This window comes from Pseudomonas mangrovi, assembly GCF_003052585.1.
Taxonomy (GTDB): domain Bacteria; phylum Pseudomonadota; class Gammaproteobacteria; order Pseudomonadales; family Pseudomonadaceae; genus Aquipseudomonas; species Aquipseudomonas mangrovi.
This window is the reverse complement of the sequence record NZ_QASN01000008.1, coordinates 102,296-119,621: the sequence shown is the minus strand read 5'-3', so window position 1 is coordinate 119,621 and position 17,326 is coordinate 102,296. Positions and strand designations below refer to the sequence as shown.

The 17,326-nt window shown below is 64.0% G+C and carries 19 protein-coding genes; 8 read left to right on the top strand and 11 right to left on the bottom strand.

Annotation, left to right across the window (positions count from 1 at the left end):
• On the bottom strand, positions 1 to 708 hold a 708-nt coding region (locus DBO85_RS05775; protein WP_146168167.1), incomplete at its 3' end, for a nucleotide sugar dehydrogenase.
• A 582-nt stretch (positions 709 to 1,290) separates the two neighbouring features.
• The gene (gene yaaA / locus DBO85_RS05770; RefSeq protein ID WP_108106157.1) at positions 1,291 to 2,067 is read right to left on the bottom strand and encodes a peroxide stress protein YaaA; all 777 of its coding nucleotides are present in this window, start codon (positions 2,065 to 2,067) and stop codon (positions 1,291 to 1,293) included.
• Between the two features lie 125 nt (positions 2,068 to 2,192).
• Here yaaA and dmeF point away from each other — a divergent pair, with 125 nt between their 5' ends.
• The 5 genes from dmeF (at position 2,193) to moaE (ending at position 6,229) form a co-directional block, all read left to right on the top strand.
• Positions 2,193 to 3,224, top strand: a complete 1,032-nt coding sequence (gene dmeF, locus DBO85_RS05765) for a CDF family Co(II)/Ni(II) efflux transporter DmeF (RefSeq protein WP_108106156.1) — start codon at positions 2,193 to 2,195, stop codon at positions 3,222 to 3,224.
• Positions 3,225 to 3,471: 247 nt separating this feature from the next.
• Positions 3,472 to 4,863: a PhoH family protein gene (locus DBO85_RS05760; RefSeq protein WP_108106154.1), complete on the top strand. Its 1,392-nt coding sequence runs from the start codon at positions 3,472 to 3,474 to the stop codon at positions 4,861 to 4,863.
• 202 nt (positions 4,864 to 5,065) lie between these two features.
• On the top strand, positions 5,066 to 5,542 hold the full coding sequence (gene moaC / locus DBO85_RS05755) for a cyclic pyranopterin monophosphate synthase MoaC (RefSeq protein WP_108106152.1): 477 nt from the start codon (positions 5,066 to 5,068) through the stop codon (positions 5,540 to 5,542).
• On the top strand, positions 5,539 to 5,781 hold the full coding sequence (locus tag DBO85_RS05750; protein ID WP_108106150.1) for a MoaD/ThiS family protein: 243 nt from the start codon (positions 5,539 to 5,541) through the stop codon (positions 5,779 to 5,781). Before moaC ends, DBO85_RS05750 begins: the two co-directional genes overlap by 4 nt.
• A 1-nt stretch (position 5,782) precedes the next feature.
• The gene (gene moaE, locus DBO85_RS05745) at positions 5,783 to 6,229 is read left to right on the top strand and encodes a molybdopterin synthase catalytic subunit MoaE (protein ID WP_108106148.1); all 447 of its coding nucleotides are present in this window, start codon (positions 5,783 to 5,785) and stop codon (positions 6,227 to 6,229) included.
• A gap of 48 nt (positions 6,230 to 6,277) precedes the next feature.
• Here the strand turns inward: moaE and rhlB are convergent, their stop codons facing one another.
• From rhlB to DBO85_RS05730, 3 genes are all read right to left on the bottom strand, one after another.
• On the bottom strand, positions 6,278 to 7,711 hold the full coding sequence (gene rhlB, locus DBO85_RS05740; RefSeq protein ID WP_177429737.1) for an ATP-dependent RNA helicase RhlB: 1,434 nt from the start codon (positions 7,709 to 7,711) through the stop codon (positions 6,278 to 6,280).
• 65 nt (positions 7,712 to 7,776) lie between these two features.
• Positions 7,777 to 8,715 (bottom strand): GGDEF domain-containing protein, encoded by a 939-nt coding sequence (locus tag DBO85_RS05735; RefSeq protein ID WP_108106146.1) that lies wholly within the window; start codon positions 8,713 to 8,715, stop codon positions 7,777 to 7,779.
• Between the two features lie 241 nt (positions 8,716 to 8,956).
• Positions 8,957 to 9,616, bottom strand: a complete 660-nt coding sequence (locus DBO85_RS05730) for an alpha/beta hydrolase (protein WP_108106144.1) — start codon at positions 9,614 to 9,616, stop codon at positions 8,957 to 8,959.
• 208 nt (positions 9,617 to 9,824) lie between these two features.
• Here DBO85_RS05730 and DBO85_RS05725 point away from each other — a divergent pair, with 208 nt between their 5' ends.
• The gene (locus DBO85_RS05725; RefSeq protein ID WP_108106142.1) at positions 9,825 to 10,853 is read left to right on the top strand and encodes an amino acid ABC transporter substrate-binding protein; all 1,029 of its coding nucleotides are present in this window, start codon (positions 9,825 to 9,827) and stop codon (positions 10,851 to 10,853) included.
• A 1-nt stretch (position 10,854) separates the two neighbouring features.
• Here DBO85_RS05725 and DBO85_RS05720 read toward each other — a convergent pair whose 3' ends face one another.
• Complete coding sequence (locus DBO85_RS05720; protein WP_233356558.1) at positions 10,855 to 11,337, bottom strand: asparaginase domain-containing protein; 483 nt, start codon at positions 11,335 to 11,337, stop codon at positions 10,855 to 10,857.
• 99 nt (positions 11,338 to 11,436) lie between these two features.
• Between DBO85_RS05720 and DBO85_RS05715 the strand changes: the two genes are divergently transcribed.
• Both DBO85_RS05715 and DBO85_RS05710 read left to right on the top strand, forming a co-directional pair.
• On the top strand, positions 11,437 to 11,724 hold the full coding sequence (locus tag DBO85_RS05715; RefSeq protein WP_108106183.1) for a GIY-YIG nuclease family protein: 288 nt from the start codon (positions 11,437 to 11,439) through the stop codon (positions 11,722 to 11,724).
• A 122-nt stretch (positions 11,725 to 11,846) separates the two neighbouring features.
• Complete coding sequence (locus DBO85_RS05710; RefSeq protein WP_108106140.1) at positions 11,847 to 12,782, top strand: glutathione S-transferase family protein; 936 nt, start codon at positions 11,847 to 11,849, stop codon at positions 12,780 to 12,782.
• Positions 12,783 to 12,861: 79 nt separating this feature from the next.
• Here the strand turns inward: DBO85_RS05710 and DBO85_RS05705 are convergent, their stop codons facing one another.
• The 5 genes from DBO85_RS05705 to DBO85_RS05685 are packed head-to-tail and all read right to left on the bottom strand — an operon-like array spanning position 12,862 to position 17,229.
• On the bottom strand, positions 12,862 to 13,188 hold the full coding sequence (locus DBO85_RS05705; RefSeq protein WP_108106138.1) for a glutaredoxin family protein: 327 nt from the start codon (positions 13,186 to 13,188) through the stop codon (positions 12,862 to 12,864).
• Positions 13,185 to 14,039, bottom strand: coding sequence for a DUF4344 domain-containing metallopeptidase (locus DBO85_RS05700; protein ID WP_407681449.1), 855 nt, complete (start codon positions 14,037 to 14,039; stop codon positions 13,185 to 13,187). The genes DBO85_RS05705 and DBO85_RS05700 overlap by 4 nt, the downstream gene beginning before the upstream one ends.
• Positions 14,039 to 14,848: a polyphosphate kinase 2 family protein gene (locus tag DBO85_RS05695; protein WP_108106134.1), complete on the bottom strand. Its 810-nt coding sequence runs from the start codon at positions 14,846 to 14,848 to the stop codon at positions 14,039 to 14,041. The genes DBO85_RS05700 and DBO85_RS05695 overlap by 1 nt, the downstream gene beginning before the upstream one ends.
• 3 nt (positions 14,849 to 14,851) lie before the next feature.
• A complete protein-coding gene (gene yejK, locus DBO85_RS05690) occupies positions 14,852 to 15,859 on the bottom strand; it encodes a nucleoid-associated protein YejK (protein ID WP_108106132.1) in 1,008 nt (335 codons plus the stop codon).
• Positions 15,860 to 15,894: 35 nt separating this feature from the next.
• Positions 15,895 to 17,229: a TAXI family TRAP transporter solute-binding subunit gene (locus DBO85_RS05685; protein WP_108106130.1), complete on the bottom strand. Its 1,335-nt coding sequence runs from the start codon at positions 17,227 to 17,229 to the stop codon at positions 15,895 to 15,897.
• Positions 17,230 to 17,326 lie beyond the last annotated feature (97 nt).

The window sequence follows — 17,326 nt, the reverse complement described above, 5'->3', positions numbered from 1 at the left end:
GACGCCGGCGGCCTTGGCGATGTTGCCGATCTCGTTGGCGAAGGTGACCTTGGTCGCGTGCCAGACGTTGCAGGTGTACTTGATCATCTCGGCGACGGCGATGTCCTTGCGCACGATGGGCGCGTCGAGCTCACGGTAGAGCTCCTCGAGGATGTCGCCAGCCTTGGGATCGGACTCGCCGATGACGGTCATCGGCGGGAAGTCGTAGTCCTTGATCGCGGTGGATTCGCGCAGGAACTCGGGGTTGACCGCAACGCCGAAGTCGACGCCGGCCTTCTTGCCGGAGCAGTCTTCCAGAATCGGGATGACCACGTTGTTGACGGTACCCGGCAGCACGGTGCTGCGGATCACCACGGTGTGCCAGTTGTTCTTCTCGCGCAGCACGAAGCCGATCTCGCGGCACACCGACTCGATGTAGCCCAGGCCCAGGTCGCCATTCTTCTCGCTCGGCGTACCGACGCAGACCATCGACAGCTCGCTGTCGCGGATCGCCGCGGCGAAATCGGTGGTGCCGCGCAGCAGGCCGGTTTCGATCCCTTTTGCCAGCAACTCGCCAAGCCCAGGCTCGACGATCGGCGACTTGCCCTGATTGATGAGGTCGATCTTGGTGGCGGAAACATCCACGCCGATGACTTCATGGCCCCGGGCCGAAAGACAACCGGCACATACCGCACCTACGTAACCCAAGCCAAAGATGCTGATCCGCATCGTGTTCACCTCTTCAAAATTGCTAGCGCGTTCACATGGACCGATTGTGTCGGTCCATCCCTGTTTAAATGCCGTCCGGTGTCTGTTCAACGCCAAACGCAGGCATGAAATTTCCCTGCCGCCGCGTATGTACGGGCTGCTATTGGGCTTTTTTTAGGAATGTGCCCTGGTTATATCCAAGTGCTGATTGTTGAAGTGCTGGACCGATCCGTTACTTCGGAAAGTTGCGGACCGGATAAAGCGCGAGATATGACCGGGGCAGTCTGGAATAGTTTTGAAAATTATCCCGGCAAATTGCCAAGCAATTAACAAAACGCTCTATCTAGAGTATTCCAGCCGATCCTTGCGCTTTGCCAGACAGGCCTTCACAGGGGCTCAGAGTACAGCCGAGGGTTGGAAGTTCACACCGTTTATCCGGCTCTGTGACGAACGTCTTGTTGTTTGCTGTTGGCACGAAGGTACGCAATTGCATCTGACTGCAATATTCCACTGAGAGTGGTACGCAAGTGCTTGGCGAAAACGCTACGTGCGGATATGCCCTGGCAGGCCAGGGCATTTAAATTATTTTTATGACGCCAGAAATTAGTCGTTTGGATCGCGAAGAAACACCAGACTTTCCGGGGAAGAAAGAGTTGGTGCATAGCGATAACCCTGTGCATCGAAATCGCGCAGCTGTTGCGGCTGGTTGATGCGTTCGCGTATCACGTAGCGGGCCATCATTCCCCGCGCACGCTTGGCATGGAAGCTGATGATCTTGTACTGGCCGTTCTTCATGTCGCGGAACTGCACATTGATAACCCGTGCCTTCAGCGTCGGCAGGTGCACGGCCGAGAAGTATTCGTTGGAAGCCAGATTGAGCAGAACGTCGTCCCCTTGTTCGGCCAGTGCCTGATTCAGCCACTGGCTGATCCGCTCGCCCCAGAAGGCGTACAGGTCCTTGCCGCGGGGGTTGGCCAGGCGGGTGCCCATCTCCAGCCGGTAGGGCTGCATCAGGTCGAGGGGACGCAGGACGCCATACAGACCGGAGAGCATGCGCAGATGACGCTGGGCGAAATCGAAGTCCGCCGCGCTGAAATCGTCAGCAGCGAGACCGGTGTAGACGTCACCCTTGAACGCCAGCAGCGCCTGCTTGGCGTTCTCTGGGGTGAAATCGGGGGTCCAGCTGGCATAGCGGGCAACATTGAGCCCGGCGAGCTTGTCGGAAAGATGCATGAGTTCGCCGACCTGCGCCGGGGCCAGCTCGCACAGCAGCTCGATCAGTTGGGCGGCGTCTGTCAGGTGTTCCGGATGTGTATACCGGCTGGTAACGGCGGGTGTCTCATAGTCGAGGGTCTTGGCGGGGGAAATCACCATCAACATTGAAGGTCTCCTTCGATTCGAGCGGCGATTCTACCTACCTCCCTTCGCGCGCGCGCGGCGCTCTGCTTGACCTTGCCCCCGGGGTAGGGTCCAGAGTCGCTGCATCAGGCAATGGAGAAACCTAGATGGCTGAGTGCAACCATTCCCGCTGGCGACCCTCGCACGACTATCGGCCGCTCGAGTCGCGTGCGGAAAAGCAGGCCTGGCTGGTCGTCGCGCTGACCGGCGTGACCATGCTGGTGGAGATAGTCGCGGGCTATCTGTTCAACTCGATGGCACTGCTGGCCGATGGCTGGCACATGGCCTCGCACATGCTCGCCATTGGCCTGGCGGCGACTGCGTACTGGCTGGCGCGGCGCTATGCCGGGGACGAGCGTTTCGCCTTCGGCACCTGGAAGATCGAGATCCTTGCCGGCTTCGCCAGTGCGGTGATGCTGCTGGGTGTGGTTCTGCTGATGGCCTTCGAGTCGCTCTGGCGGCTCTGGCGCCCGGAGCCGGTGGCGTTCGAGATGGCGCTCTGGGTGGCGGTGATCGGACTGGTGGTCAATCTGGTTTCTGCCTGGTTGCTGCGCGATACCCACGAGCATCATGACCATGACCACGACCACGACCACGACCACGACCACGACCATGACCACGACCACGACCACGACCACGACCACGACCAGGACCCTGACCCTGACCCTGACGCAGGGCGCGATCTCAATCGCCACGCCGCCTTTCTGCATGTGCTGGCCGATGCGCTGACCTCGGTGGCTGCCCTGGTTGCGCTGGCCGGTGGGCTCTGGCTGGGCTGGGACTGGCTGGATCCGCTGATGGGGGTGCTGGGGTCGCTGATCATCGCCTGGTGGGCGAAGGGCCTGCTGGTGCAGACCGGGCGCATTCTGCTCGACAGGGAAATGGATGTGCCGCTGGTGAAGCGGCTGCGTGAGCGGATCGAACGAGAGGGAGACAGCCAGCTGACCGATCTGCATCTGTGGCGGGTAGGTCGCGCAGAGTACGCGGCGATCATCAGCGTAGTGACCCATGGGGATGCGTCGCCGGACGACTACAAGCACCAGCTTGCCGGGTTCTCCGAGCTGGTGCACCTGACGGTGGAGGTCAATCGTTGCCGCGCGCGGGACGCAGTGTCGAGCCGGTCAGAAGCCGAACTCTAACGGGCTACGATGGACAGGCCAAGCGTCGATTGCAGGGTCTTTGAAATAAACAGCGGATACGTCAAATAGCGCTTTTTGCTGTCACAGGTTTTGCTGTATCAAGCAAGACAAGACCGCCGAACCCTGCAGACAGGTGGCGGCCACCGGCCCTCTCCTCGCCTGCAGTTTCCGTAACCCGTTACGGAGGTCGGCGGCCCTGCGCGGCGCAACCCTGCGCCGTTCGGCTACCCGCAGAAGGTGACAGAGTATGGATGACCAAGGTCGCTCGAGCCCCACCGCCCCCACCCTTTACGCCCTCGATACCAACGTTCTGATCCACGACCCCAATGCCCTGCTGAATTTTCAGGAGCATCACGTGGCGATTCCGATGACGGTCCTGGAGGAACTCGACAAGCTCAAGAGTGGCAAGCACGGGGTGGCGGCGGAATGTCGCCAGGCGATCCGCCTGATCGATACGGTGCTCGGTGGTGCAACGCCGGAAGAGGTCGAGCATGGAGTGCCGATCCAGCGTGGCAAGAATGGTCCCAGCGGACTCCTGTCGATTCTCATGAGCAAACGCGCCGAACCGCTCACCTGGCTGCCGGAAGATCTCAACGACAACAAGATCATCAACCAGCTGGTCGAGCTGCAGTCAGGCCGACCCGGTTTGTCGGTGGTGCTGGTCACCAAGGACATCAACATGCGCCTGAAGGCGCGTGCCTGCGGGCTGGCGGCGGAGGACTACCATACCGACCAACTGGTCGATGATGTGGACCTGCTGTCCAAGGGTTACCACGACATGGAGGGCTCGTTCTGGGATCGGGTCAGCAAGGTGGAAACCCGTCAGGGGCATGGGCGAACCTGGCATCGGGTGCTGCTGGTCGATAATCTGCCGGCGGTGCACATCAACGAGTTCATCATCGACGAGCAGGGGTTCGTCGGCTGGATCAAGGAGATCGACGGCAACGAGCTGCTGATTCTCGATCTGCACCAGGAACAGCTGCTGCATCAGGAGGCCTGGGGACTGCGGCCGCGTGACATCTACCAAGCGCTGGCACTCTATGCGCTGCTCGATCCGGATATCCACCTGGTCAACCTGTCCGGCGCGGCAGGGTCGGGCAAGACCATCCTCGCCCTGGCGGCGGCCATCGAGCAGACCATGGTCAGCAAGCGCTACCGGCGCATCATCGCTACCCGCAGCGTGCAGAATCTCGATCAGGAGATCGGCTTTCTGCCCGGTACCGAGGCGGAAAAAATGGAACCCTGGCTGGGCGCCATCACCGACAACCTCGAAGCGTTGCACCTGGACGACGAGAGCCCGCATGGCAGTGTCGACTACATCCTGCAGAAGGTGCCGCTGCAGTTCAAATCGCTCAACTACATCCGCGGCCGCAGCTTCCAGCAGAGCCTGATCCTGATCGACGAGTGCCAGAACCTCACTCCGCACCAGATGAAGACCATCATCACCCGCGCGGGCAGCGGCTCCAAGGTGGTTTGTCTGGGCAACCTGGCGCAGATCGATACACCCTACCTGTCGGCGCCCAGCTCCGGCCTGACCTATCTCACCGAGCGCTTCAAGGACTTCCCGCAAGGTGTGCACATCACCCTGCAGGGGGTGCCGCGCTCGGTACTGGCCGAGTACGCGGAAGCACATATGTAAGGAGCAAGCCTGAAGCTGGAGGCCGCATGTCACGAGTGGCAGCACCTTGCCTGGGTGCCTGAGCCAATCAGACTGGCTTCCAGCTTCCAGCTTCCAGCTTCCAGCTTCCAGCTTCCAGCTTCCAGCTTCCAGCTTCCAGCTTCCAGCTTCCAGCTTCCAGCTGGGCTAAACTGCGCGCCTTCCCACGACGCAGGACCCTCCCATGCTCACCCATCTCGATTCCCAGGGCCGTGCCAGCATGGTCGATGTCACCGACAAGGCCGTCACCCAGCGCGAGGCGGTGGCAGAGGCGCTGGTGCGCATGCAGCCGCAGACACTGGCGCTGATCGTCAGTGGCGGCCATCCCAAGGGCGATGTCTTCGCCGTGGCGCGGATTGCCGGTATCCAGGCGGCGAAGAAGACCTTCGAGCTCATCCCTCTCTGCCATCCGCTGCTGCTGACATCGATCAAGGTCGAGCTGCAGGCGCTGGGCGAGGATGCCGTGCGCATCGAGGCGCGTTGCAAGCTGGCCGGTCAGACCGGTGTCGAGATGGAGGCGTTGACGGCAGCCAGTGTCGCTGCGCTGACCATCTATGACATGTGCAAGGCGGTCGATCGTGGCATGACCATCGAGGGCGTGCGGGTGCTGGAGAAGTCCGGCGGGCGCAGCGGACACTACCGTGTCGGGGAGGATGAATGATTCAGGTGCAGTATTTCGCTCGCTACCGTGAGGCGCTGGGCTGCGAGGGCGAGCAGCTGGAGGGCGCCTACGCCAGCGTCGATCAGCTGCGTCGCCAGCTTGTGGCGCGCGGCGGTGCCTGGCAGGTGCTCGACGAGACGCGCCTGATGTGCGCGCGCAATCAGGAGCTGTGTCGACTCGATGAACCGTTGGCGGAAGGCGACGAGGTCGCGTTCTTTCCGCCGGTTACCGGAGGCTGAGATGGCGATCAGGGTCCAGCAGCAGGGATTCGATCCGGGGCGGGAACTCAACGCGCTGCATGCGGCGAACCTGGGCATAGGCGCGGTGGCCAGCTTCGTCGGTTACGTGCGTGATTTCAACGAAGGCCAGACGGTGTCCGGCATGTACCTGGAGCACGCGCCGGGCATGACCGAGAAGGCGCTGGAGAAGATCGCCGTCGAGGCGGCGGCACGCTGGTCACTGTTGCAGGTAGAGGTGCTGCATCGGGTCGGCCGGCTGGAGCCGGGCGAGCCGATCGTCTTCGTCGGCGTGGCCAGCGCCCATCGCGCGGCCGCCTTCGAGGCCTGCGAATTCATCATGGACTATCTGAAGACCCGCGCGCCTTTCTGGAAAAAGGAGGACACCGCAGAGGGTTCGCGCTGGGTCGAGGGACGCGACAGCGACCTTGCAGCCGCCGAGCGCTGGTAGATTCGCCTGCCGCCAGCCAGACGCTGACGGCTACGCGGTCGCGCAGGATCAGTGCTTGCGCGGTACCGGCGCAAGCAGTACTTCGGGCGGCATCTCGCACTGGATCTTGCGCCCGAGCAGCTCCTCGATCGGCGGCAGGGCGAAGGCATCGTCCTCACCGGCAAAGCTGATCGAAGTGCCGCTGGTGCCGGCACGCCCGGTACGACCGATGCGGTGTACGTAGTCGTCCGGCGTTTCCGGCAGGGTGAAGTTGATCACGTGGCTGATGCCGTCGACGTGGATGCCGCGGCCGGCGACATCGGTGGCGACCATGACCTTGATCCGTCCGGCGCGGAAGCCTTCCAGCGCCTGGATGCGCTTGTGCTGGGGTACGTCACCGGACATCTGCACCGCGCTGATGCCGTCACGGGTGAGGCGCTCCTCGATGCGACGGACCTCGTCCTTGCGGTTGGCGAAGACCATCACCCGACTCCAGTCATTCTGGGTGATCAGGTTGTAGAGCAGCTTGTACTTGTCTGCCGAGGCCACGGCGTAGACGTGCTGCTCGACGGTTTCGCTGGCGACGTTCTCCGGTTCGATCTCGACGATCGCCGGGTTGGCCGTCCACTGTTTGGCCAGGTTCATCACGTCCTCGGTGAAGGTCGCCGAGAACAACATGGTCTGCCGATCGCCCTTCATCGGTGTCTGGCGGATGATCTGCCGCACCTGCGGAATGAAGCCCATGTCGAGCATGCGGTCGGCCTCGTCCAGCACCATCACCTCGACCATGTCCAGGTGCACCTCGCCACGCTGGTTGAAGTCCAGCAGGCGGCCCGGCGTGGCGACCAGAATGTCGCAGAAGCGCGCTTCGAGCTGGCGCAGCTGCTTGTCGAAGTCCATGCCGCCGACGAAGCTCATCACGTTCAGGCCGGTGTACTTGGTCAGGTCCAGCGCATCGCGGGCAATCTGCACCACCAGCTCACGCGTGGGGGCGATGATCAGCGCGCGTGGCTCGCCCATGTAGCGCTCTTTCGGTGCCGGGGTCTGCAGCAGCTGGGTGATGGTCGAGATCAGGAAGGCGGCAGTCTTGCCGGTGCCGGTCTGGGCGCGGCCGATGGCGTCACGGCCCTTGAGCGTGTAGCCCAGCACCTGAGCCTGGATCGGGGTGCAGTAGGGGAACCCGAGATCGTGGATGGCGTGCATGACCCGGGGGTCGAGATTGAAGTCGTGGAAGCGGGTCTTGCCTTCGGCGGGTTCGACCGCAAAATCCTCCAGCTTCCAGGGCGCAACGTCCACCTTGGCGGCGGTTTCACGGCGCGGCTTCGCGGTGCGGCTGCGCTCCTTGCGCGGGCGGCTTTCTTCGCTGCTGCGGGTGGCGCTGTCTGCGGCGCTGGAGCGGGCTGCCGATGGCTGTGGGGAGGGGGCTGCGGCGGGTGGAACCTGAGCGGGTTGCTGCTCCTCGCCCTTGGCGAACATCTTCTTGAGTGCTTTGAGCACGGTCATCTCTTCGACTGGTTAAGGAATGTACGCGCGCCAGTGTAAAGCAAGATGAACGGGGGGCGAAGCGCTCAGCCGCAGAGGCAGTTGCGCCCCTGCTGCTTGGCCTGGTAGAGCGCCTCGTCGGCCCGCGCCAGCAGGCTCTGCAGGGTGTCCTTGACGCGCATCTGCGACAGCCCGATGGAAACCGTCACCCCGGGCAGGACGCCCACCGGCGAATAGAAGGTTTCGATCCGCTCCAGGCTCTGGCGCAAGCGCTGGCCGATGTTGCGTGCCTCATCGACACCGATTTCCGGAAGCAGGATGACGAACTCCTCGCCACCGTAGCGAGCCAGGCTGTCCTTGGGACGCAGCTGGTTGCGCAGGGTATGGGCGACCAGGCAGAGCGCATAGTCCCCGGCGAGATGGCCGTGGGCGTCGTTGTAGGCTTTGAAGTTGTCGACGTCGAGCATCAGCATGCACAGCGGCTGTCCGTTGAAGGCGCAGCGTGTGCTCTCGCGTTCGAACACATGCTCCAGCCAGCGTCGATTGAAGGCGCCGGTGAGGGTGTCGACGTTGGCATTCTGTTCGCTGTCGAGAATGATCCGGTTGCCCTGGCGCACGCGGGTGCAGAGCAGCTCGAGCAGGTTCTGCATCAGTTCGGGCGAGTGTTCGAAAAGCTTGATCAGGGTGTCGCGATGCAGGCGCAGCACGGTGGACGGCGAGGTGGCCACCACGTAGGCGGAAGGATGATCGTTGTCGATGAAGCTGATCTCACCGGCACAGTCGCCGGCCTGCAGCGTGCTCACCGGTTGTCCGTCGAGTGAGCCGAGATAGACCTTCAGCTGGCCATCGAGCAGAAGAAACAGATGTTCGTTGCGGTTGAAAGGGGAAAGCAGAACCTCACCGGACTCCAGTTCATAGGCGCAGAAATCCCTCAGCAACTTCTGCAGATTGCTGACGGCGACGTTCTGGAACAGCCGAGCCTGCTGGATTTGCCGCAGGCTGCCTTGCCACTGCACGCTCTTCATGGCACGGATGAACCTACTGCTGACTGGTACAGGACCGTGGGCATCGCAAACACTTCCTTGGTATGGGCGAAGACCTTCGACCGACACTATTCCCCGAGGTTTGCCGTAGCAGTTCCCGGGATTCCCGTCTTCCGACGAGTGGTGCGCATTTTCTGATCATGCAGACAGAAATGGCGGAATTGGTGCACAGAATCGATACCTCGAACCTTGAGGGTAGCCCAGCACAGCGATTTCGCTGCGACTAGCCAAGCAACGCCTGCAGCCAGTTGGCGATGTCCTGGATTTCCTCGCCCACCACCTCATGCCCCATCGGGTATTCCTTCCAGTCGACGGCAACGCCCTGGGCCTGCAGGAAGTCATGCGCGGCGCGCCCCATGCTGCGAGGAACCACGTCATCCTGGCTGCCATGCAGGCAGAGCACGGGCACGCCGCGCTGTTGCTCATCCAGCCTGATCAGGTCGTTGAAGCTGGGTCCGTAAGTTGAGAGCGCCAGCACGCCGCCGAGCGGACCCTGCCAGCGCAGGAAGGCGGTATGCAGAACCACCGCGCCGCCCTGGGAAAAGCCTGCCAGCACGAGGCGGCGCGGGTCGATGCCGGCCTCACGCTGGCCCTCCAGCAGGCTGATCACCTGCTGCGCCGATGCTTCCAGCTGCGGCATGTCGAAGGCGCGGGCGGTCGGGCTGATGCTGAGGATGTCGTACCAGCTGGGCATTTCCCAGCCGCCGTTGATCGTTACCGGTCGGGTCGGCGCCTGCGGCAGCAGAAAGCGGCAGGTGGGCAGTACGCGTTGCAATGCCTCGGCGACCGGCTGGAAGTCGAAACGGTCGGCACCCAGGCCATGCAGCCAGATCACGCAGGCGTCGGCATTGCGTTGCGGTTCCAGGGTCAGCAGATCGGTCATGCGTTCTCTCCTCGGGAGTTGTTTGATGGCGTGCGGGCAAGAATAACAAGCTTGCGCTGCACGGCCCGCCAAGCGAAGCGGGGAACCGCAGCATGGAATTGGCGATCCACTCGCAAGCGAAACGGCACATGCCGTGTGACCCAGGTCTACGCTCGTGGTGCCCGGACGATCCGGATACGGCGAAAACTGCAGCTATAAGGAGGTGGTCATGAGGTCTTTCAAGGGCTGGAGCAAGGGCGTTGCTGGCGTGTTGCTGGCCTGTCTGTGTGCGACTGCGCAGGCCGGAGCGGTGCTCGATGCGGTCAAGCGCAAGGGCCATGTCGACTGCGGTGTGAGCGATGGCCTGCCGGGCTTCGCCGAGGTCGATGCACAAGGGCACTACAGCGGGATGGACGTCGATTTCTGCAAGGCGGTGGCGGCGGCGGTGTTCGGTGACGCTGACAAGGTGCGGTTCCACCCCCTGGCGGCGAAGGATCGCTTCACCGAACTGCAGTCCGGTGAGGTCGATCTGCTCTCGCGGCACACCACCTGGAGCAGTTCCCGCGACACTGCGCTGGGGCTGAATTTCGTCGGGGTGATCCTGTATGACGGTCAGGGCTTTCTGCTCAGCCGCAAGCTGTCCGCGACCACCATCGAGGAGTTGGGCGGCACCCGCATCTGCGTGCAGGCCGGGACCACCAGCGAGCTGAACCTCGCCGAGCAGTTCCGTGCCCGCGGTCTCAAGTACACGCCGATCACCTATGACAGCTCCGAAGAGAGCGCCGACGCGCTGGAGTCCGGTCGCTGCGATCTGCTGACCTCCGACCGCTCCCAGCTGCACGCCCAGCGCAGCCGGCTGAAAAACCCGGAGAACTACCTGATCCTGGCCGATGTGATCTCCAAGGAGCCGCTGGCGCCGGCGGTGCGTCAGGGCGATGAAGAATGGTTCGACATCGTGCGTTGGACGCTGTTTGCGCTGATCAATGCCGAGGAGCTGGACCTGACGGCGGCGAACGTCGAGGCTCAGGCCGAGAAGCCGTCGAATCCGGAGGTGGCGCGTCTGCTGGGCAAGTCCGGTGAATACGGCCGCGACCTGAAGCTCAAGCGCGACTGGGTGGTGCGGATCGTCAGCCAGGTCGGCAACTATGGCGAGATCTTCGAGCGCAATCTGGGCGAGAACAGTCCGCTGGGGCTCGAGCGTGGCCTGAATCAGCTGTGGAGCCGCGGCGGGCTGCACTTCGCCCCGCCGATTCGCTGACTCAGTCGGCCTCGAAACGTCCTGCCGCGCGGTTCTTGTGTACCGCGCCGGCGGGGAAGATGCGACCGCTCATGGCCAGATAGACACCGGCGTCCAGGCATTGCAGGGCGCCGATGGCCAGCCCGAGGTTGAACGGCGCGTCGCTCTGGCGCATGCGCGCCGGCTGCATGGCGCCGGTCAGGACGATCACCTTGTCGGCAATGCCGCGTAGCGCTTCGGCGGTCTCGGTCATGGTGTCGGTGCCGTGGGTGATCAGGATCAGCTGTTCCGTGCAGGCCTCGACCTGGGCGCGGATCAGCGCGCGATCCTCTTCGGTCAGCTCCAGACTGTCCTTGCGCAGCAGGCTGTCGAGTGCATATTCGAAGCTCACCCCGGCCTCGTCGAGCAGGGCCGGTACCATCGGCTCGCCGATGCTGAACTCGGACAGGGCGTCGTGGTAGATCTTGTCGAAGGTACCGCCGGTGGTGAATATCCGGATCTTCAAGGCTGCGCTCCTGGTGCGGGGACGGGCGAGTTTAGCGCGCTTGTCTGCGCCGCCACGAGATGCTTGGATGGGCGCCCTCTGCCCAGGCGCCGTGTGTGCATGAAGTCGATCGAGCCGAAACCCTGGTACGTCTATCTGGTCCGTGCGGCCAATGGCGCCCTCTACTGCGGCATCAGCGATGATCCGCAGCGGCGTTTTGCCGCCCATGTCGCCGGCAAGGGTGCGCGCTTCTTTCATTCCAGCCCGGCCCGAGCGCTGGTGTATGTCGAAGCCTGTGCCGACAAGAGTGCGGCATTGCGCCGTGAACGCGCGGTGAAGGGGCTCGGCAAGCGTGACAAGGAAAGCCTGGTCAGCGGATACGTCGGTCCGCTCGTGCTGGCGGAGTAGTCCGCGGTATTGCGCAGCCTTGGCCGGGTAGCCGGGGTGCGTTGGCGGAAATGGCGTTGGGGCGGGGCGGATCTTCGGAGTAATCTGGCCGGCCTTCCCTCTATCCCCAGCTGGAGCCTGCCATGCACGAGTTGATCCTCCATCACTATCCCGCGTCCCCGTTCGCCGAGAAGGCGCGTCTGATGATGGGCTTCAAGCAGCTGTCCTGGCGCTCGGTGATGATCCCCCCGGTGATGCCGAAACCCGACCTGACTGCGCTCACCGGTGGCTATCGCAAGACCCCGGTCCTGCAGATCGGTGCCGACATCTATTGCGACACCGCCCTGATGGCGCGTCGTCTGGAGGCGGAGAAGGCCACCCCGGCACTCTTTCCCGAAGGCCTGGAACTGATCGCTCCAGCGTTCGCCCAGTGGGCCGATTCGCTGGTGTTCCAGAATGCCGTGGCCCTGGTGTTCCAACCCGAATCGATGGCGGCGCGCTTCGGCAAGATGCCCGAGGCGATGGTCAAGGCGTTCATGGCTGACCGCCAGGCGTTGTTCAGCGGCGGCGCAGCCAAACGCGTCCCCGGCGACCAGGCGAAGAGCTTCTGGCCGCTGCTGATGGCACGCCTGGAAACCCAGCTTTCCCGCGAGAACGGTGACTTCCTGTTCGGCGAGCCGTCGATCGCTGACCTGTCCATGGCGCATCCGCTGTGGTTCCTGAAACAGAACCCGGTCACCGGCGTGTTGCTCGACGGTTATCCCGCCGTGCAGGCCTGGCTGCAGCGGGTGCTGGGCTTTGGTCACGGTTCGCACACTGACCTGTCGGCCGACGAGGCCATCGAGATCGCCCGCGCCAGTACGCCGGTGGCACTGCCGGACGAATCCTTTGTCGATCCGAACGGCTTCACGGTTGGCCGGCAGGTAGCGATAGCGGCGGTGGACTACGGCGTCGATCCAGTGGAAGGCGAGCTGCTGCACGCCGGCCTAGAGGAGCTGATCCTGCGTCGTGAAGACCCGCGTGCGGGTGTGGTGCATGTGCACTTCCCGCGTCAGGGCTTCGCTATCGAGGCGCGCTGACGGCTCAAGGCATGTCCTGGGGGTGAGCACCCCTTCGGATGACTCGGCGCGCAAGCCGCCGGGTCAGGTGCGCCCTCCGTCAGCGTGCCGCCTTGGCGATGGCCTGCGGGTTGTAGCCGCTGATGACGGTGCCCTTGACGTTCAGCAGCGGCACGCCGCGACCGCCCAGCGCCTCGTAGGCCTGGCGGGCGCTGGCGGACTTCTCGATGTCTTCCTCGCGAAAGGCGATGCCCTTCTCGTTCATGAAATTGCGCGCCTTGGTGCAGTAGCCGCACCAGGCGGTCGAGTAGAGGATCACCTCGCCGCTGCTGGCGACCACCGGTGGTTCTGGCGCGACAAATGCCTTGATCCTGTCCCATTGCTGGTAGATCGCCAGCGCGGCAATCAGCACGATGATCTTCTTCATTGCCTTCCTCCTTGAGCGGGCAGGGCGCGTCCCTGTTCGGCGCCATTGCGCAGATGTGGCAGTTGCGCCGCCAGGCGGCGCAGATGTTCCAGGTGTTCGTAGCAGAGGGTGAGCTCGCCCGCGCGGTGGTCGTACCAGGCGTCCGGGGCACCGCAGTTGGTCATGCGCAGAACCAGCGGACGGGGCAGGGCGAAGGTGTCTGCCGCCTTGCTCGCGACTGCCTCGAGTTCGCCGGAAGCACGGATTCGCGCGAGCAGCTGTTCGCCATCCTCCAGCGCATAGGAGGGCGCATCGTAGATCACCTCGATGCGTTCGCCCATCGGCTCGCCGGGTTTGCGCCGGAAGTGCTCCTTGAGCCAGTTCACCGCATGCAGCGCCTGGGCGTATTCCTGGTCGCAATAGAAGGCGCGCTCTTCCGGCAGCCCGGTGGCCTGGATGATCCATTCCATCTGCGCCGGGTCGCTGCCGTAGGCCAGACAGGCGATGGTATAGAAGCGTTGGGCATCCAGTGCATGGCTGTCCCACTCGCGGACCTGCTCCCGTGCCGGTTTCGGCCGTTGCCACTCCAGGCGCCAGTAGTCGGCGACATCCAGTAGACGGGCGGCGAAGGCCGGGTCGTCCTGTCGGCGATAGAGCAGGAACAGGCCGATGAAGCCCAGCTGGTCGGCGGCGTCTTCTTCGCGGCCGAGCACCGGCAGTTGCAGCTCGTGGATCAGCAGATGACCCATCTCGTGCAGCAGGGTGAACTCGGCGTTGGCGGTGACGAAGCGCAGCTCGTCCTCGTTCAGCGATGAGTCCGCCTGCGCGCCACCAATGCCGAGGCAGAGCAGCAGGGCGCAGAGACGGGCGATCATTGCAGGTCCTCGGCGTTGAAGGGGGCAGGGGTCTGCGGCCAGTCCTGGACGAGCGGTTCCAGCGCACGGGCGAGCAGGCTGGCGAGGATCAGGTCGCGCTGCCAGCGGTGATCGGCAGGGATCACGTACCAGGGTGATTGTGGCGCATGGCTGGCGCCGAGCATCTGCGCCCAGTGCTGCTGCAGTTCGTCGAAGCGGCGGTGCGCGTCCAGGTCGGCCGGGGACAGCTTCCAGCGCTTGCTCGGCAGCTCCAGGCGGCGCAGCAGGCGGTTGCGCTGCTCATCGGCGGAAAGCTGCAAATAGCACTTGAGCAGGTGGATGCGTCGCGGCGGCAACTGTGCCTCGAACGCCTGCACAGCCTGCAGTCGTGCGGGGATGTCCGCCGTCGTGCAGTAGCCGTCCAGGGGATCGCTGACCAGTGCTTCGTAGTAACTGCGATTGAACACGCCGATCCGTCCCGGCTCCGGCAGGCGCTGGCGATAGCGTTGCAGGAAATCGTCGCTGCGCTCGCTGATGTCGGGTGGCTGGAAGCTGCTGATCTGAACGCCCTGTGGGTCGATGTAGCCGAGCACGCGGCGGATCACTCCGTCCTTGCCCGAGCAGTCCGGCCCCTGCAGCACCAGCAGCAGCGCATCCTGATGATGGGCACGGAGCATGCGCTGGCGTTCATTGAGCCAGGGGCCGAGTTCAGCCAGCTGGGCCTTGGCGGCGGTCTTGTCGGCGAGCAGCAGGCGCGCCGGATCGGCCGCCAACGGCGCGTGCGGGTCGCACAGGCAGGCGTCGAGCAGCGCGTCCGGCAGGCGCACGGCTTAGTCCTTGCGCCGTTTTAGCTGATCCTTCAACTGGGTCGGCAACTGGCGAATGATCAGCATGTCGCGCGCCTCGTCGTACTCGACCTTGCTGCCCAGCAGGTGCGCCTCGAAGCTGATCGACAGGCCTTCGGCGCGGCCGGTGAAGCGCTGGAACTGACTCAGGGTGCGCTTGTCCGCCGGGAATTCCGGAGCCATGCCGTAATCCTTGTTGCGGATGTGCTCGTAGAACGCCTTGGGCCGCTCTTCGTCGATCAGCCCGGACAGCTCGTCCAGGGTGATCGGCTCGCCGAGCCTGGCCTGGCTGGTGGCGTAGCCGACCAGGGTCTTGGTCTTCTCGCGAGCCTGTTCCTCGGGCAAATCTTCGCTTTCGACGAAGTCACTGAAGGCCTTGAGCAGGGTGCGGGTTTCGCCGGGTCCGTCGACGCCTTCCTGGCAACCGATGAAGTCGCGGAAGTAGTCCGAGACCTTCTTGCCGTTCTTGCCCTTGATGAAGGAGATGTACTGTTTCGACTGTTTGTTGTTCTGCCACTCACTGATGTTGATCCGCGCCGCCAGGTGCAGCTGGCCGAGGTCCAGGTGCTTGGCCGGAGTCACGTCGAGCGCCTCGGTCACCGCCACGCCTTCGCTGTGATGCAGCAGGGCGATGGCCAGGTAGTCGGTCATGCCCTGCTGGTAGTGCGCCATCAGCACATGGCCGCCGGTGGACAGGTTGGATTCCTCCATCAGCTTCTGCAGCTGCTCGACCGCCTGGCGGCTGAAGCCGGCGAAATCGTGCTCGCTATCCAGGTAGGCCTTCAGCCAGCCGCTGAACGGGAAGGCCCCGGACTCCTCGTGAAAGAAGCCCCAGGCCTTGCCCTGCTTGGCGTTGTAGCTGTCGTTGAGGTCGGCGAGCAGGTTCTCGATCGCCTGGCTGGCGGCCAGCTCGCTGTCGCGGGCATGCAGTACGGCGGGGCTGCCGTCGGGCTTCTTGTCGATCAGATGGACGATGCAGTGGCGGATGGGCATGACGGACTCGCAGGGGAAAACGGGTGGTGCGCATCTTAACCGAGCGCCGGCGCTGACGTCCGGCGCCGCTGCAACTGGCGCAGGCGGTCGATGACGTAACGCAGGTGCACGTGCAACTGGTACAGCTCGTTGGAGTAGGAGAGCGGCACCTGCACCTTGGCCAGCTCGTCCTCCAGGTGTTCGAGGCGCTCGATCTCCTCGTCCAGGCGTTGCGGCAGAGTGCCTTTGTGCAGCTGCTGGTCGATCTCGCGCAGGTACTTGTACCAGCGATAGATGCGCGCGCGGATGCGCCACTGGTAGATCGGTCCGATGGCCTTGAACAGCGGAATCAGCAACACCAGCAGCGGGATCGCCAGGATGATGTAGCGGTCGGCCAGCGAGGCAATACGGAACGGCAGGTAGCGCTGCAGGATCGGCAGGCCCTTGTCGTAGAAGTAGTTGGCCTCGTCGAGAATCTCCAGCTGTGCGGTGGGGCGGGCCGGGAAGCTGCCGGCGGGGTCGAGCAGGTTGCCCTCCTTGAGCACCTTGCTCGCGGCATCCAGGATCAGCGGCGTCAGCGATGAATGAAAGCTGTCACCCGCTACCAGGGTCGCCAGCGGAGCCAGGGTGACGATGCGCTTCTGCGGCGTGTTGCGGGCCATGTCGAGCATGCCCTCGCCGACCTCCAGACGATTCATGTAGCGCATGCGCGCGTGATAGGCATCGGCGCGCTGCAGGCCGACCAGGCGTAGCTCGTCTGCAGCGGCAAGGCGCTGGATCAGCGCGTTCTCCGCCGGGCCAATGAAGAAGGCGGCATCCAGCTCACCCGCCAGCAACGCGGTCGCCGCACGGGTCCCGCCGATGGTCTGCCAGCCCTGCGGCAACTGGCTCTCATCGAAGCGGTTGGCCTGCGCCAGCGCGCGAACCACCGCCTGGGTGCCGCTGCCGTCGCTGCCGATGGCCACGCGCAGATCGAGCAACCCCGGTAGGCGGGCGTCCTCCAGCGGCGTGCGGACGAACAGCCAGAGCGGTTCTTGGTAGACCGCGCCCAAACTTCGCAGCGATTCGCGCGCCGAAGGCTCCAGGGTCAGTTCCTGGCCGCTCTGCACCAGGGCCAGTTCCACCTCGCCGGCCTGCAGCTGCGCCAGATTGTCGAGCGATCCACGACTGGGCAGCAGCGTGAGTTCGAAGCCCTCCTTGGCGAGTTCATCGCGCAGCCGCTCGGCGAAGGCGTGGTAGCCACCGTCCGGGCTGCCGGTGGCCATGCGCGCCTGCATCGGCGGCGGTGGGGCGACGAAATGGAACAGCGCGTAGAGCAGCCCGGCGACTACCGGCACTATCCACAGGTTGGCCAGCAGCATGATTCGCAGGTCGGTCAGCAGGCGGCGCATGGAGTTCCTCTCCCCGGAGTGATGCGCCGATGGTAGCAACCATTGCCAGCCTTGCACGCAACTGCCATGGTTGCCGGCGTTTTCCGCCACGGCAATC

What these genes read in the sequence shown, in the direction of transcription:
- DBO85_RS05735 (WP_108106146.1), bottom strand. Translation starts at nt 8,715, where the DNA reads ATGAAGAGCGTGCAGTGGCAAGGCAGCCTGCGGCAAATCCAGCAGGCT.
- DBO85_RS05730 (WP_108106144.1), bottom strand. Translation starts at nt 9,616, where the DNA reads ATGACCGATCTGCTGACCCTGGAACCGCAACGCAATGCCGACGCCTGC.
- DBO85_RS05705 (WP_108106138.1), bottom strand. Translation starts at nt 13,188, where the DNA reads ATGAAGAAGATCATCGTGCTGATTGCCGCGCTGGCGATCTACCAGCAA.
- yaaA (WP_108106157.1), bottom strand. Translation starts at nt 2,067, where the DNA reads ATGTTGATGGTGATTTCCCCCGCCAAGACCCTCGACTATGAGACACCC.
- dmeF (WP_108106156.1), top strand. Translation starts at nt 2,193, where the DNA reads ATGGCTGAGTGCAACCATTCCCGCTGGCGACCCTCGCACGACTATCGG.
- rhlB (WP_177429737.1), bottom strand. Translation starts at nt 7,711, where the DNA reads ATGACCGTGCTCAAAGCACTCAAGAAGATGTTCGCCAAGGGCGAGGAG.
- DBO85_RS05760 (WP_108106154.1), top strand. Translation starts at nt 3,472, where the DNA reads ATGGATGACCAAGGTCGCTCGAGCCCCACCGCCCCCACCCTTTACGCC.
- DBO85_RS05715 (WP_108106183.1), top strand. Translation starts at nt 11,437, where the DNA reads ATGAAGTCGATCGAGCCGAAACCCTGGTACGTCTATCTGGTCCGTGCG.
- moaE (WP_108106148.1), top strand. Translation starts at nt 5,783, where the DNA reads ATGGCGATCAGGGTCCAGCAGCAGGGATTCGATCCGGGGCGGGAACTC.
- yejK (WP_108106132.1), bottom strand. Translation starts at nt 15,859, where the DNA reads ATGCCCATCCGCCACTGCATCGTCCATCTGATCGACAAGAAGCCCGAC.
- DBO85_RS05685 (WP_108106130.1), bottom strand. Translation starts at nt 17,229, where the DNA reads ATGCGCCGCCTGCTGACCGACCTGCGAATCATGCTGCTGGCCAACCTG.
- DBO85_RS05750 (WP_108106150.1), top strand. Translation starts at nt 5,539, where the DNA reads ATGATTCAGGTGCAGTATTTCGCTCGCTACCGTGAGGCGCTGGGCTGC.
- moaC (WP_108106152.1), top strand. Translation starts at nt 5,066, where the DNA reads ATGCTCACCCATCTCGATTCCCAGGGCCGTGCCAGCATGGTCGATGTC.
- DBO85_RS05725 (WP_108106142.1), top strand. Translation starts at nt 9,825, where the DNA reads ATGAGGTCTTTCAAGGGCTGGAGCAAGGGCGTTGCTGGCGTGTTGCTG.
- DBO85_RS05710 (WP_108106140.1), top strand. Translation starts at nt 11,847, where the DNA reads ATGCACGAGTTGATCCTCCATCACTATCCCGCGTCCCCGTTCGCCGAG.